A 13,438-nucleotide genomic window follows, 5' to 3' on the forward strand; every position below is an offset into this window, starting at 1 on the left:
GCGACACCCCCCTCATCTACGGGCCACCCCTCATCTACGGGAAGAGTGATGTTCGCAGATTTTCGCACGGAAGAGCCCGACGCTCTCGCCCGCCGTCTGGAAACGGCAACGCTTCCGGATTCGGTGTTCGACCTCCTGGCGCAAACCGCCGCCCGGCACCCGGACGCCCCGGCGTGGCGGTTCATCGACGACGGTGTCGAGCGGAGCTGGGGCGAGGTGCTGGCCAAGGTCGAAACCGCCGCCGCGGCCTTCGCCGCGCTCGGCATCGGCCCCGGCGTGCATGTCGCGGTCATGGCCTGGAACCGGGAGGAGTTTCCCATCGCGTGGCTGGCTCTGTCCCGCCTGCAGGCGGTGATGGTGCCGGTGAACGCCACCTACACCTCCCGCGAGGTCGAGTATGTGCTGAAGACCTCGCTCGCCGCCTTCCTCATCCTGGAGGCGGAGTTCCTGCCGCATCTCGACGCGCTTGAGACGGTGTCGCTCCCCCCGTCCAGCGTCATCGTCATCGGCGATGGGGCGCTGGGCGGGCATCGCCGCTGGCAGGCGCTGATGGACGAGGCGCAGGGCCGCCGCGCACCGTCCACGCCCCGCTCCGCCGACGCGGTCCTCAACCTCCAGTACACGTCGGGCACCACCGGCTTTTCGAAAGCCTGCATGCTGACCAACGACTACTGGCTTTGCCTGGGCTTCAGCTCCACCGAGTTCTTCGCCACGGACCTGCGGCGCTTCTATGTGGGATCGAGCTTCTTCTACATGGTCGGGCAGAGGATCCTGCTGAACGCGATGGTGAGCGGCGGCTGCGCCTTCTTCCCGCGCAAGCCCGGCGCCAAGCGCTTCATGCTCGATGTCGCGCAGCTGGAGTGCGACTACTGCGCGCTGTTCGAAATGGTCTACAAGCAGCCGGCCCGGCCAGCGGATGCGCACAACGCGCTCAAGCTGGCCACCATCTTCGCGTTCGGCCCGGAAAGCCACGCCGACTTCCAGCGCCGCTTCGACGTGTACGGGCAGGAGTTCTACGGCATGACCGAGATCGGCGGCGGCACCTACATGCCGGCGCACCGGATCGCCGAGATGACCGGCTCGGCCAGTTGCGGGGTGGTCGCCCCCTTCCGGGACGCGATGATCGCGGACGAGGACGGCAACCCCGTGCCGACGGGCGCGACCGGGGAGCTTTGCGTGCGTGGCCGCGGCCTGCTGAAGGGCTATTTCGGAAACGAGGAGGCGACGGCGCAGGCGTTCCGCAAGGGCTGGTTCCGCACCGGCGATCTGGCCCGCGTGGACTCCTCCGGGTACCACTACATCCTGGGCCGGACCAAGGACATGGTCCGCCGCAGCGGCGAGAACATTTCGGCCCGCGAGGTCGAGGTGGTGCTGCGCACGCTCGACGAAATCCAGGACGCCGCGATCGTTCCGGTTCCCGACGATTATCGCGGCGAGGAAATCAAGGCCTACATCCAGCTGGCGCCGGGGGTCGATCCCTCGACCTGCACGCCGGCGCGCATCGCCGATCACTGCGGGCGGCATCTCGCGGCCTTCAAGGTGCCCCGCTACTACGAGTATCGCGACGCCTTCCCCCTCACGGATTCGCAGCGTGTGCAGAAGAAGCATCTGCTGGCGGAGAAGCCCGACCTCCGCGTCGGCGCCTACGACTGGCAGGACAAGATCTGGCGCTGACGCCTGCACCGCGCCTCCCTGTGAAAAAAGCCAACCGGCCTCGAAGAGGACTTCTGACATGCCCGAGATTACCGCCCAGACCGAGGGCGCGATCCGCATCCTGACCATCTCCAACGAACCCAAGCGCAACGCGTTCGAAGGCACGATGGCCGCGGATTTCCTAGGCCACCTGAACGACGCGGACGGCGACGGCGCCGTGCGGGTGGTCGTGGTGACGGGCGCCGGCGACATCGCCTTCTCAAGCGGACACGATCTGAATGAAATCGCCTCCGGCGCCCACGCGGCGACGAACCTGGGAGAGGCCCCGTTCCTGCGCCCGCGGGACATGACGAAGCCGGTCATCGCGGCCGTCAACGGGCACTGCTACGCCGCCGCGCTCATCCTCGCTTTGTCCTGCGACCTGCGCGTCGCAAGCGTCAACGCGACGTTCGGGTCGCCGGGCGCCCGCCTGGGCATGCTCCCGGAGGGTGGGCAGATCGGCCGGCTGCCGCGCCTGATGTCGTCCGCCCGCGCCTTGGAACTGATGCTGACGGCCAATCCCCTGCCCGCGGACGAAGCCTACCGAACCGGCTTCGTCAACCGTCTGGCCGGACAGGGCGAGGCGTTGCAGGAAGCGCTCGTCCTGGCGCGTGCCATCGCCAAGAATGCCCCGTCGGTGGTGGCCGCGATCAAGGCCGGGGTGATCCTGGGCGAGCGCGAGGGGGTCGACGCCGCCGGCGCCTATGAGGCGACGGTCGCCCGCCGGCTGGAAAAAGCGGCGGACGCCCGCGAAGGCGTCAGCGCCTTCCTGGAAAAGCGCGCCCCCGTGTTCCGTGGCGGCGAGTGACGGTGCCCATCCGACATCGTCTTCAACGAAGAGAAAGAACCACCATGGCCGAGAACTTCACAGCCTTTGTCATTGAGGACGTCGACGGCAAGCCGAAGGGTGGCTTCACGACGCTGACGCTGGCTGACCTGCCGGACAACGATGTGCTGGTCGAGGTCGCCTGCTCCACGCTCAACTACAAGGACGGCCTCGCCGTTACCGGCAAGGGCCGGATCGCCCGCAAGCTGCCGATGGTCGCGGGCATCGACCTCGCCGGCACCGTGGTCGAGTCCCGCTCCGCCGACTGGAAGCCCGGCGACAAGGTGGTCGTCAACGGCTGGGGTCTGTCGGAAACGCAGTGGGGCGGCTACACCCGCTTTCAGCGCCTGAAGGCGGAGTGGCTGACCCGTCTGCCGGACGCCTTCTCGTTCGAAGAGGCCATGGGCATCGGCACCGCCGGCTACACCGCCGCGCTCTGCGTGGACGCGCTGGAGCGGTGGGGCGCGATCCAGCCGGGCGGCAAGGAGGTCCTGGTCACTGGTGCCGCCGGCGGTGTCGGTTCGGTCGCGGTGGCGCTGCTCGCCAAGCGCGGCTATCCGGTGGTGGCCTCCACCGGCCGGCCCGAAACGCACGATTATCTGCGTGGCCTGGGTGCGGCCGGCTTCATCGACCGCGCCGCCCTTCTGGAAAAGGGAGCCCCCTTGCAGAAGGAGCGCTGGGCCGGCGGTGTCGACTCGGTGGGCGGGCAGACGCTGGTCAACGCGCTGTCGCAGACCGCGTGGGGTGGTGCCATCGCCGCCTGCGGCTTGGCCGGCTCCTCCGATCTACCGGGGACGGTCCTGCCGCACATCCTGCGCGGCGTCGCGCTGTTGGGCGTCGACTCCGTCATGGCTCCGCCGGACCGCCGCGACGCCGCCTGGACACGGCTGGCGCACGACCTGGACCGGAGCGCGCTGAAGACAATGTACGAGGTGCAGCCCTTCGACGCGCTCCCCGAACTGGCGACCAGGATTCTCGCCGGGAAGATCCGCGGCCGCATCGTCGTCGACGTATCCCGTTGAGAAAGGCGTTGTTGCGTAAATCGCGCTGCGGACAGGCTCAAGCCTTCCCCGCGTCCCTCAGGCCGTGCCGGGCCGAACGGTCATCGCGTCCGGCGACCGGGAATGTCGGCTGGCCGAAGCACAACGCACCATCGCCTTGCGCCGGCGGCGAGTGGTCCGAGGAGCCGACCGCCAGCCGGCAAGCGCGGCCTTATCGATCCGAAAGATCAGGCTGCCGCTCCGGCGCAGCCCCGCTTCATACGAAGACCAATCCCAATCCGAGGCGCTACACCTCCAATCGAAAGCGATGTTTTCCCCACCTTCGCATTCTTGCCGGTTTTGCCCGTGCAGAGCACACTCATATGAAAATATGCTTTGAGCATTCATCCCTCGTACCGAAGAATGTGACAAATGCTTGGAGGGCAATCATGAAGGCCGACTCCATCCCGCATCATGTCGTACTGGGACGCGCGGACACCGGTGAGGGCGAGAGCATGGCGGCCCACGGCGGTGCGGGTGTCTGCGCCGGTCACTACGGTGTCGTAGCATGGACACCGTCCATCGTCTTGGTTGACGGCTATGTCCACGACCTTCGACCGGAGCGGCGGGAACGCTATACGCTCCGGGTGTCCATGGATGGGCGCAGCCAGGCCGAGTGCAACGTGGACACCACCATGCCCTCGTCCATGCCCTCGTCGCCACCAGGCGGGCGTCCCGATCAGGTCGACATTCCGACACTGGCTCTGTATGTGCCCCCCAGACCGGTGCCACAACCCCAGGACATGCATTGGGAACAGCCCGATGCTGACCAACCCTACAATCTCCGGTGGGAACTCCACGGCGTCGACACCGAGCCGATGCTCAAAATGTACCTGACGTACCGGATCATTCCGGTGTGAGGACCAAGACACAGTCTTGAGCGTCGCTGATACTGCGAGTACAGGGAGGAAGCTCATGAAGGCTGTCGATCTGATGACCCCCAAGGTCATCACCATCGGCCCGGACGCGACCATTGCGGAAGCGGCCAGGATGATGCTGGACAATCGCATCAGCGGCTTGCCGGTGGTGGATGCTGCGGGCCACGTTCTGGGCCTGATCAGCGAAGGCGATCTGCTGCACCGTGCCGAAATAGGCACCGCACGTCACCGCTCCTGGTGGCTGCGCCTGTTGAGCGGCGGCACCGAGCCGGCGGAGGACTTCATCAAATCCCACGCCCGCAAGGTTCGGGACGTGATGACCCCGAACGTCATCACCGTGGACGAAAGCGCCTCACCCGAAGAAATCGTGCGGGTTCTGGAGACACGTCGGATCAAGCGGGTCCCGGTGGTGCGCAACGGCCGGCTTATCGGCATCATCAGCCGTGCCAACCTGCTGCGCGCGCTCGTCAGCGTCGCGTCGGAGCCGCCGCCGACCGCCGTGGACGACCGTGAGTTGTATGAGCGCGTGTTTTCCGCCGCCAAGGAACTGGCCTGGGATCCACGCGCCCACGACGCCATCGTGGTGCGCAACGGCATCGTCCACCTCTGGGGCTTCGTCAGCACAGAATCCCAGCGCGACGCCATCCGTGTTGCCGCCGAGCAGGTGCCCGGTGTCAAGGGCGTGGAGAACAACATCCAGGTCGTTGATCCTGTGGAAAGCGGCGCCTGGGGCGGAATAATCTAGGACAGTGCGACCCGGCCGCATGGAGAGCATGGGGGCATTGGGAGGGGGCCGGCGACATCACACGCGCCCCCCCTGGCTCTGTCAGGTTGGCTTGCGGGTGGTGTCCGTGGCAGGTTCCCGGGAATGAGCACGCCGACCAATCCGTACCGCGGCTTCCGCTTTCCCGCCGCGATCATCAGCGAAGCGGTGTGGCGTACCACTGCTTCAGCTTGAGCCTGCGCGAAGTCGAACTGATCCTGGCGGCGCGCGGCATCGAGGTCAGTTACGAAACGATCCGGGAGTGGGGGCTGCGCATCGGGCGGGAGTTCGCTATCACGCTCAAGCGCCGCCGACCCAGACCGGGTGATAAGTGCTTCCTCGACGAGGTGTTCCTCCACATCCGCGGCAAGCAGCATTACCTGCGGCGCGCCATCGACCAGAACGGTGTCGGTCTCGACATCTTGGTCCGGAGCCGGCGCATCCATGTCTTTTCCGGACGCCTGGGACATGGCGGACGGCATCACCCAGATCTGGTTTCGAACCATTTACGGTGGCGAACCAAAAGGCGGCAACCCTTCGGCACGCACCGTAACGCCGAGGGAGCCGTGAACGAGTTTGGTTGAGTCCCGGGTTGAGCGTGGAGCTTGTTCGCAGCCGTCTTGCATGCCGCTGGAACGCACAGCTCCACGCGCAACCCGGCAGATCAATGCTCACGCTTTGATCGAGAGGGTGCCGCGGACTTCGCCGTCAGGCGTGGTCCGCATCAGTCAGCCTCGCGCTGCCTCGTCCACCCACCATGCCACGATGTTGGTGGAATCGGCGGAGTAGGCGTGGGAGGCGTGGATGCGCAGGCGCAACGGCCCCTTTCCATCGACGTGTCCTTCGGAGGACCTCACGACCAGGCTGTTGGAGTAGGCGCCCTGCCCGTGCTCCCGCTTCGCGAGGTAGATGCCGTCGTCCCAGGTGACGCCGTCGCGGGAATAATACATCACGAAGTGGCCCTTGCCCGGTTCCGGCCCGTAGGTGCCGCTGCGTCCGTGCATGAAATAGCCGCCGCCGAACCCGATCATCTGCGGGTTGCGAATCCGCTTGGCGAAGACGCTGCGCCGCGGCGGGCTCCAGCTGATGCCGCCGTTGTTGCTGATCGCATAGTCCAGATGCTCTTCGTCGTTCCTGTTGTAAACGTAGGCGATCAACCGGCCGTCGTTCAGCCGGCACAGGGTGCCATAGCCGCGGCCGCGCGTGTCGAAGGGCAGGTCGCTGATGCGGTGGAAGCTGGCGCCGTCGTCGCGGCTGGCGTAGAGCGAATAGATGTGCTCGTCCGTCGAGCCACAGAAATTCTCCTCGGCGTCGTTGCGGAACTTCAGCGCGCAGACGAGGCCGTCCGCGTGGATGGCGCTGTAGATGCGCCCCCGGTCGGGGCAAAGCTCGATGGGCTCGCTCCACGTCTCGCCGCCGTCGGTGCTGCGCGTGGAGGTGGGGACCAGATAGGGCTCCCACAGCGCGTCCTTCGAGACGTCGCAGAGAAGATGAAACAGGACGATGGTGCCGTTGTCGGTCACCACGGCCTTTTCGGTGAAGATGGTGTGGCCGAGCTTCGCGTCGAAGGTGCGCTTGGAATAGTCCAAGGGAACGGGTTCGCTCCAGCTCCGCCCGCCGTCGCGGGAGCGCTTGACCTCCATCCATCCGGTCGCCGAATGGCCGGTGGTGCCGTGCCGGCCCGGATCGTCGGACGCGCAATTGGGGAAGAAGGCGAAGATCTCCCCGTCCGGCCGCTGGAACAGGGCGTGGCCGATATGACCGCTGCGCCCGGTCTTCTCGTGATCGACGAACAGCTCCGGCTTCGCCGGCGGTGCCGGCGTGATCGTGAAGGCATCCAGGGATTCGGGAGCTTCGGACGCAACCATGAAGGGAACTCCTGTTGAGAATGGGCGGCGGCGGTCAGCTGGCCGGCACGGTCCCGCGCTTGTTGATGAGCTGGCTCACGACGTCGTTCAGGGCGGGGGCCGCCGACAGCAGCTCGCGCGTGTAGTCGTGGCGCGGGTTGTCGAAGATCTCGGCCACGGCACCGGCCTCCAGGCAGACGCCGTTCCGCATGACCATGATTCGGCCGCCGAGCGCGCGGACGACGTTCAGGTCGTGGGTGATGAAGAGGTAGGAGACGTTCTCCTCCCGCTGCAGGCGCAGCAGCAGGTCCAGCACCGCCGCCTGGACCGAGAGGTCGAGCGCGGAGGTCGGCTCGTCGCACACGACCAGCCGCGGCTTGGCCGCGAAGGCCCGCGCGATGGCCACGCGCTGCTTCTCCCCGCCGGAGAGCTGCGACGGCAGCCGCCGGGCGTAGCCGGCGGGCAACTGGACCGCCTGCAGCAACTCCGCCACGCGCGCGTCCATATCGGCGGGCGGGCAGGAGCCGTACAGGCGCATCGGGCGCTTCAGGATGTCATCGATGCTGTGGCGGGGGTTGAGCGAGGCGTCCGGGTTCTGGAAGATCAGCTGGACCGCCTGGCGTTGGGCGCGGGTGCGGCGCGAGGGCGTCATGGACAGGGATGCCGACCCCAGCGTGATCGCCCCCGCGTCGGCCCTCATCAGGCCGGTCACGATGCGCGCCAGCGTCGTCTTGCCCGATCCGCTTTCCCCGACCACCGACAGCGTCTGCCCCTGGCCGAGCGCGAAGCCGACATGGTCCACGGCCGTCAGCCCCTGATGCCGGCGGAAGAATTTGCCCCCGAACCGCTTCAGGATTCCGTCCGCGGTCAGGACGGGTGGCGTGGCGTCCGAGCCCGACGGTCGGGGGATGTCGACGCTCTTGGGCACCGCGGCGATCAGGCGGCGCGTGTAGTCGTGCGTGGGGCGGGCGAAGATGTCCAGCGTCGGCCCGGACTCGACGACCGCGCCCTGCCGCATGACCAGGATGCGGTCGGACACCCGGGCCACGACGGACAGATCGTGGCTGATGAACAGCAGCGCGCAGCCGGACCGGTCGCGCAGATCCTGGATCAGGTCGAGGATCCTGGCCGACGTGGTGACGTCCAGGCCCGTCGTCGGTTCGTCCATGATGATCAGCTGCGGCTCGCACGAGACGGCCGCGGCGATCAGCACGCGCTGCTGCTGCCCGCCGGAGATCTCATGCGGGTACCGCTCGTACAGCCGGTCCGGATGCGGAAGGTTGACGCGCTCGAACAGCGACAGCACGCGCTCCCGCGCCTCCTTCGGCGGCAGGGCGGGGTTGTGCTGGAGGATCTGCTCCAGCACCTGCGCGCCGACACGCATGCTCGGGTTCAGCGACTTCTTCGGGTCCTGGGGGACGAGCGAGACGACCCGCCCCCGCAGCGCCCGCATGTCGGCTTCCCGCGCGCCGACGACGTTGCGCCCGGCCACGTCGATCCGGCCGCTGACGTGGGCCTGCGGGGTCCAGCCGACCACCGAATAGGCGACGCTGGACTTTCCCGATCCGGACTCCCCGATGATCCCCACGGCCTCGCCGGGCCGGACCTGGAAGCTGACGCTGCCGACCGCCTGCACGGTGCCGCGCGACGACCGGTAGGTGATGCCCAGATTCTCGACGTCCAGAACCCAATCAACCATGTCCCGCACTCCCACGGACGCCGCGCTGCGCTGACGCGATCAAAGCCCGGGCACCGGATCGATCGTGTCGAACTTGGCCTTGTAGGCGGCCAGGTGTCGGTCCCAGTCGGGGGCGGTGGCGTAGACCATCTCGCCCTTGCCGCCGTCCGCCGGCCAGTCGCGGTTGCGGAAGATCTGGACGCAGCCGGTGTGGCTGTATTTCGGGAGGTGCCGCGACATGGCCGGGCGCCAGCAATAGGAACCGGGCCCCGACACCAACGGCTCGCCCGTGACCGGGTCGGCCAGCAGCAGGTCGCCGCGCAGGCGGAACAGCTCGTCGGCGACGGTGTGCCATTCGGCGCTGTCCTGCCCGCTGCCGGGCCACATCACGTCGATGCCGAAGTTGTTGCGGTTCTCCGCGTCGACCCGCAGGTACTTGACGACGTTGGTGGTGGTGCCGGTGCTGGCGTGCTCGTTGCTGCTCGTCCTCACCTGCCAGGGCTTGGTTTCGGGATCGACGATCTCGAACGAGCCGGAGCCGATGCCGCGCTCGCCGGTGGCGAGAAAGACGGTGGACCCGGCATGCAGCCGGATGGAGCGCCCTCCCCCGCTCGGCGGCAGGTAGACGAAGAAGCCGCGCGGCACGGGCTGGCCGTTGGCGGTGGCCGAACCGGTCAGAACGAACAGTTCGAGCGTGCGCCCTTCCGGATACTCGAACCCGACATCGGCGTGGGCCAGGACGTGGGCGCTGAAGGCGCCGTCCGCCTCGTCGCGCGACAGCAGACGCGCCTCGGCCCCGTCCAGATAATCGGCGACCGCCTCGGCAACCGGAAACTCCGCAAGCGCGCGGCCTTCAATGACTTCCCTCGGCATGCTGTGGAACACCTTTGTTGGATGGATGGCATCAGGAGGACAAAGAGGATCCCGACAGCCAACGGTTGGCCTCGTTGGCGACGGTGTAGATGGAGATGACCAGGCTGCCGATCGCCAGCGTCGGGAACAGAGCGACCCACCATTCGCCGGAAATCAGCGAGCCGTAGGACTCCGCGACCAGCAAGCCCCAGTCCGGGGCCGGCGGCTGCACGCCGAAGCCCAGGAAGGACAGGTTGGCGACGGCGAACACCGCGAAGGTCATACGGACCGTGAACTCCACGATCACGATCGGGAAGACGTTGGGAAACAGCTCCCGCACCATCACGAACAGGGCGCTGTCGCCGCGGACCTTGGCGGCGAGGATGTAGTCCTTCTCGCTCTCCTGGAGCACGGCGCCACGGATGGTGCGGGCCACCACCCACATGAAGTCGAAGGCGATGACGCCGATCAGCGCCGGGTTGGAGCGGCCGAGCGCCGCGATCAGCACCAGCGCCATGATGATGACCGGCAGCGAGATGACCGCCTCGCCGATGCGCGAGAACAGCTCGTCGAACGGCCCCCGGAAATATCCCATGCACAGGCCGAGCAGCGTGCCGAACAGCGTGCCGAGCAGGGCCGCGGAGAAGGATACGGTCAGGATGTCGCGCGATCCCACCAGGACGCGGGAAAACACGTCGCGCCCCAGCTCGTCCGTGCCGAAGACATGCTCGGCGCTCGGCGGCTCCAGCATCAGGGCGGGCTGGACGGCGAAGGGGTCGTGCGGCACGACATGCCGGCCGGCGACCGCCGCCGCCACCCAGAACAGGAACACCGCCGCCCCGACGAGAAAGCTGACGGATGGGCGGTAGCGCGTCGTCGCGGCGCGGGTTTCCGTCACGGAAGAGGGTGTCGCCAGAGCCATCACGCCACCGCCTTGCGCAGCCGCGGATCCAGCAGGCGCTGCGCCACGTCCGCCGCCAGGGTCAGGAGGACGTAGGACAGCCCGATCAGCATGATCCCGGCCTCCAGCACCGGCATGTCGCTGTATTCCGCAGCGCGCAGCATCATTACGCCCAGTCCCGGGTAGTTGAAGATCTTCTCCACAACCACCAAACCGCCGAGCAGGTAGCCGACCTGCGTGGCGAAGACGATCAGCGACGGGGCCATGGCGTTGCGGAAGACGTGCCGGCGCATGACCCTGGCGGGGCTGAGGCCCTTGAGCGCGGCGGTGCGGACATAGTCGCTGCGGTAGACCTCCAGGGCGTTCGCCCGGACCACGCGGGCGAGATAGCCGAACAGAGTCGCCGACAGCACCACGGCGGGCAGCAGCAGGTGGAAGATCCGCTCCCCGAAATCGGCGCCCGGCGGCGGCATGGCCGAGATCGGGAACAGCGGCACGAACACGCCGAACAGAAGGATCAGCACGATCGCCACGACGAATCCCGGCACGACCATCAGCGCCATGCCGCCGAAGGTGACGATCCGGTCCACGACGCTGCCCTCCCGCCGCGCCGCCCACAGCCCGGCAACGACCGACAGCGGCACGACGACGGCGAGCGTCACGAGGCCGAGCAGCAGGGAACGGCCGCCGGACTCCGCGATCATCCGCGTGACCGGCGCCTTCTGGGCGTAGGAGGTTCCAAGATCACCGATGACGGCGCGGCCGATCCAATCGACGTAACGGACCGCCGGCGGCCGGTCCAGGCCGAGCTGAATGGTGAGGTTCGCCACGGCTTCCTCGCTGGCGTCCTTCCCAAGGATGGCGCGCGCCGGGTCGCCCGGCAGGATTTCGGTGCCGATGAAGGCGATGACGGACAGCAAGGCCAGGGTCAGCAACCCCGATCCCAGCCGTCGAGCGATGAAACCGGCCAATGTCGTTTCTCCGAGAATTCCCTGCCGGGCCGGACCCCTGAAGGACGGCGCGGCAGGGACACCGCGATCAGGCCTTGCGCACCGTGGCGTGCAGGACCGGATGGGACGCCTGGCGCTGCAAGCCCTGGATGTAGGTATGGCTCAGCGAGATCTGGTCGACGAAGGCCGGGTAGATCATCGGGGTCTCGTCGAGCAGAAGCTCGTGGATCTTCTTCGCCGTCGCGCGCTGGGACTGCAGGTCCACCTCGCCGGCGAGCTGGTCGGCCAGCTTGTCGAAGGTGCTGTTGGAGAAGCGGGCCGAGTTGATGTTGCCGCCGGTCTTCAGCTGGATGTTGAAGAACAGGTTCGGCACGCCGCGATGGCCATAGCTGTTGATGCCCGAGATCGAATCCAGCATGGGCGAGCTGCCGAACTTCAGGTTCCCGCGGTAGGCCGCGCTGTCCAGCAGCTCAAGCTGGCAATCGACGCCGATCTGCTTCAGCGAACTTTGCAGAAGCTGCGCCATCTGCGGAAGGAACTGGTAGTTCAGTACGGTCATCGTGAACTTGAAGCCGTTGCCGTAGCCGGCCTCGGCCAGCAGGCGGCGCGCGGCGTTCAGGTCGTAGGGGCGCTGCGGGACGTCGGACGCATAGACCTCGTGCACCGGCGCGATCGGCGCGTCGTTGCCGATCGTGCCGTAGCCTTGCATGATCTTCTTCACGAGGCTGTCGCGGTCCATGCAGAGCGCCATGGCCTGCCGGACCCGCTTGTCCTTGAACGGATCCATGTCCATCCGGAAATGGATCGGCGGGTGGACGGAGGTTTTCCGGACGTCCACGTTGTACCGCGACGCGTTCCGCAGGACGGCGCGCGCGTTGTTGACGCCGACGGTGTCGGTCATGTCGATGGTCTGGTTCTGGAAGGCCAGAAGCTGGGCGGCCTCATCCTCGAACATCGTCAGCTCGACGGAGTCGGCCAGCGGCCGCCCCTGCCAGTAACCCGGATTCGGCACGAAGGTGGCGCGGACGCCGGGGATGTATTCCTTGATCCGCCAGGGGCCCGTCCCGATCCAATCCTTCGCCCAGACGCCGTCGTAGTTCTCGGGCAGGATCATGGCGTTGTAGTTGTCGTTCGACACCAGCCAGGAAAAGGCGCCGACCGGCTTTTCCAGCTCGAACACCACCGTGTGGTCGTCGGTCGCCTTCACGGCGCCGGGGTTGAGGGTGTTGGCGAACATGCCCGACGCGCTCGACGGGAATTTCGGGTTGGCGAGCCGATTGAACGTCCAGGCCACGTCGCGGGCGGTCAGATCCCGCCCGTCGTTGAACGTCACGCCCTTGCGGATCTTGAAGGTCCACACCGTGCCGGCGTCGTTGGGGGTCCAGCTTTCCGCGAGCACTGGGCGCAGGCGGCCCGTTTCGGACCAGGACAGATACTCGCCGACCTGGGAGACGGCCATCGTACCGGCGCCGTCCTGGATCAGGAACGGGTCGAGCTGCTGGCCGGGCACGCCGGATCCGATGCGCAGCACCCCGCCCCTGGTGCCGCCGGTGGTCTGCGCCACGGCGCGCGTTCCGGCGAGGACATTCACCGCGGACATGGAGAGGCCCGCCACGCTCGCCATCCGCAGGAAGCCACGCCGGCTGAGCCCGCCGTTGCGGAATTCGTCGATGACGTGATTCTGCAAGTCCGTGCTGTTGCGCCGAATCTGTTCGTAGATGTCCTTGGACTTCATCTCGTGCCCCCAACGATGGAGTTTTTGCGCCGTTTCTGTTCGGCGGTGCCTTTCGGCCGGCCGGCGCGCACGGAGGCGATGGCATGTCCACGAGCGTTGCCGTAGCGTCGTGCACCCCGGTCCAACTCCCCGAAAACGCCTGCCCCGCGGGATCCTGCATCCGTCCTCGACCACAAGAACAAACGGAATCGGCATCGGCAATTGAAACTTCGTCACCCGATACATGACGCAATTTCATGCTTTTACGACGTCATGTCTCCGCCATTTCTTGGCGGC

Annotated in this window: 12 protein-coding genes; 6 read left to right on the plus strand and 6 right to left on the minus strand. The window is 67.1% G+C overall.

Features of this window, described 5'->3' with window-relative positions; all coding sequences use genetic code 11:
• Positions 1–48 precede the first annotated feature (48 nt).
• The 6 genes from ACFPMG_RS21590 to ACFPMG_RS21615 all read left to right on the plus strand — a co-directional run bounded on the left by ACFPMG_RS21590 (position 49) and on the right by ACFPMG_RS21615 (position 5,783).
• Positions 49–1,674 (plus strand): class I adenylate-forming enzyme family protein, encoded by a 1,626-nt coding sequence (locus ACFPMG_RS21590; RefSeq protein WP_376997243.1) that lies wholly within the window; start codon positions 49–51, stop codon positions 1,672–1,674.
• Positions 1,675–1,732: 58 nt separating this feature from the next.
• Complete coding sequence (locus ACFPMG_RS21595) at positions 1,733–2,500, plus strand: enoyl-CoA hydratase/isomerase family protein (RefSeq protein ID WP_376997245.1); 768 nt, start codon at positions 1,733–1,735, stop codon at positions 2,498–2,500.
• 44 nt (positions 2,501–2,544) lie between these two features.
• Positions 2,545–3,540 (plus strand): MDR family oxidoreductase, encoded by a 996-nt coding sequence (locus ACFPMG_RS21600; protein ID WP_376997246.1) that lies wholly within the window; start codon positions 2,545–2,547, stop codon positions 3,538–3,540.
• A 407-nt stretch (positions 3,541–3,947) separates the two neighbouring features.
• On the plus strand, positions 3,948–4,418 hold the full coding sequence (locus ACFPMG_RS21605) for a hypothetical protein (RefSeq protein WP_376997247.1): 471 nt from the start codon (positions 3,948–3,950) through the stop codon (positions 4,416–4,418).
• Positions 4,419–4,473: 55 nt separating this feature from the next.
• Positions 4,474–5,181, plus strand: coding sequence for a CBS domain-containing protein (locus ACFPMG_RS21610; protein ID WP_376997248.1), 708 nt, complete (start codon positions 4,474–4,476; stop codon positions 5,179–5,181).
• Between the two features lie 209 nt (positions 5,182–5,390).
• On the plus strand, positions 5,391–5,783 hold the full coding sequence (locus tag ACFPMG_RS21615; protein ID WP_376997249.1) for a DDE-type integrase/transposase/recombinase: 393 nt from the start codon (positions 5,391–5,393) through the stop codon (positions 5,781–5,783).
• Between the two features lie 144 nt (positions 5,784–5,927).
• On the opposite strand, the gene ACFPMG_RS21620 is transcribed toward ACFPMG_RS21615, so the two are convergent.
• From ACFPMG_RS21620 to ACFPMG_RS21645, 6 genes are all read right to left on the minus strand, one after another.
• Positions 5,928–7,067 carry a sialidase family protein gene (locus ACFPMG_RS21620; protein WP_376997250.1) on the minus strand — a complete coding sequence of 380 codons (1,140 nt, stop codon included), beginning with the start codon at positions 7,065–7,067 and terminating at the stop codon, positions 5,928–5,930.
• A gap of 34 nt (positions 7,068–7,101) precedes the next feature.
• A complete protein-coding gene (locus ACFPMG_RS21625) occupies positions 7,102–8,745 on the minus strand; it encodes a dipeptide ABC transporter ATP-binding protein (protein ID WP_376997251.1) in 1,644 nt (547 codons plus the stop codon).
• Between the two features lie 39 nt (positions 8,746–8,784).
• Positions 8,785–9,597 carry a pirin family protein gene (locus ACFPMG_RS21630; protein ID WP_376997252.1) on the minus strand — a complete coding sequence of 271 codons (813 nt, stop codon included), beginning with the start codon at positions 9,595–9,597 and terminating at the stop codon, positions 8,785–8,787.
• A gap of 31 nt (positions 9,598–9,628) precedes the next feature.
• Positions 9,629–10,498 carry an ABC transporter permease gene (locus ACFPMG_RS21635; RefSeq protein ID WP_376997253.1) on the minus strand — a complete coding sequence of 290 codons (870 nt, stop codon included), beginning with the start codon at positions 10,496–10,498 and terminating at the stop codon, positions 9,629–9,631.
• Positions 10,498–11,448, minus strand: coding sequence for an ABC transporter permease (locus ACFPMG_RS21640; protein WP_376997255.1), 951 nt, complete (start codon positions 11,446–11,448; stop codon positions 10,498–10,500). Before ACFPMG_RS21640 ends, ACFPMG_RS21635 begins: the two co-directional genes overlap by 1 nt.
• A gap of 67 nt (positions 11,449–11,515) precedes the next feature.
• Positions 11,516–13,162 (minus strand): ABC transporter substrate-binding protein, encoded by a 1,647-nt coding sequence (locus ACFPMG_RS21645; protein WP_376997256.1) that lies wholly within the window; start codon positions 13,160–13,162, stop codon positions 11,516–11,518.
• Between the last annotated feature and the right edge of the window lie 276 nt (positions 13,163–13,438).

This window comes from Azospirillum himalayense (assembly GCF_042657465.1).
In the GTDB taxonomy this organism is placed as follows: domain Bacteria; phylum Pseudomonadota; class Alphaproteobacteria; order Azospirillales; family Azospirillaceae; genus Azospirillum; species Azospirillum himalayense.

Coding starts and splice junctions, on each gene's coding strand:
- ACFPMG_RS21595 (WP_376997245.1), top strand. CDS start 1,733: ATGCCCGAGATTACCGCCCAGACCGAGGGCGCGATCCGCATCCTGACC.
- ACFPMG_RS21620 (WP_376997250.1), bottom strand. CDS start 7,067: ATGGTTGCGTCCGAAGCTCCCGAATCCCTGGATGCCTTCACGATCACG.
- ACFPMG_RS21590 (WP_376997243.1), top strand. CDS start 49: ATGTTCGCAGATTTTCGCACGGAAGAGCCCGACGCTCTCGCCCGCCGT.
- ACFPMG_RS21610 (WP_376997248.1), top strand. CDS start 4,474: ATGAAGGCTGTCGATCTGATGACCCCCAAGGTCATCACCATCGGCCCG.
- ACFPMG_RS21625 (WP_376997251.1), bottom strand. CDS start 8,745: ATGGTTGATTGGGTTCTGGACGTCGAGAATCTGGGCATCACCTACCGG.
- ACFPMG_RS21605 (WP_376997247.1), top strand. CDS start 3,948: ATGAAGGCCGACTCCATCCCGCATCATGTCGTACTGGGACGCGCGGAC.
- ACFPMG_RS21630 (WP_376997252.1), bottom strand. CDS start 9,597: ATGCCGAGGGAAGTCATTGAAGGCCGCGCGCTTGCGGAGTTTCCGGTT.
- ACFPMG_RS21635 (WP_376997253.1), bottom strand. CDS start 10,498: ATGGCTCTGGCGACACCCTCTTCCGTGACGGAAACCCGCGCCGCGACG.
- ACFPMG_RS21645 (WP_376997256.1), bottom strand. CDS start 13,162: ATGAAGTCCAAGGACATCTACGAACAGATTCGGCGCAACAGCACGGAC.
- ACFPMG_RS21600 (WP_376997246.1), top strand. CDS start 2,545: ATGGCCGAGAACTTCACAGCCTTTGTCATTGAGGACGTCGACGGCAAG.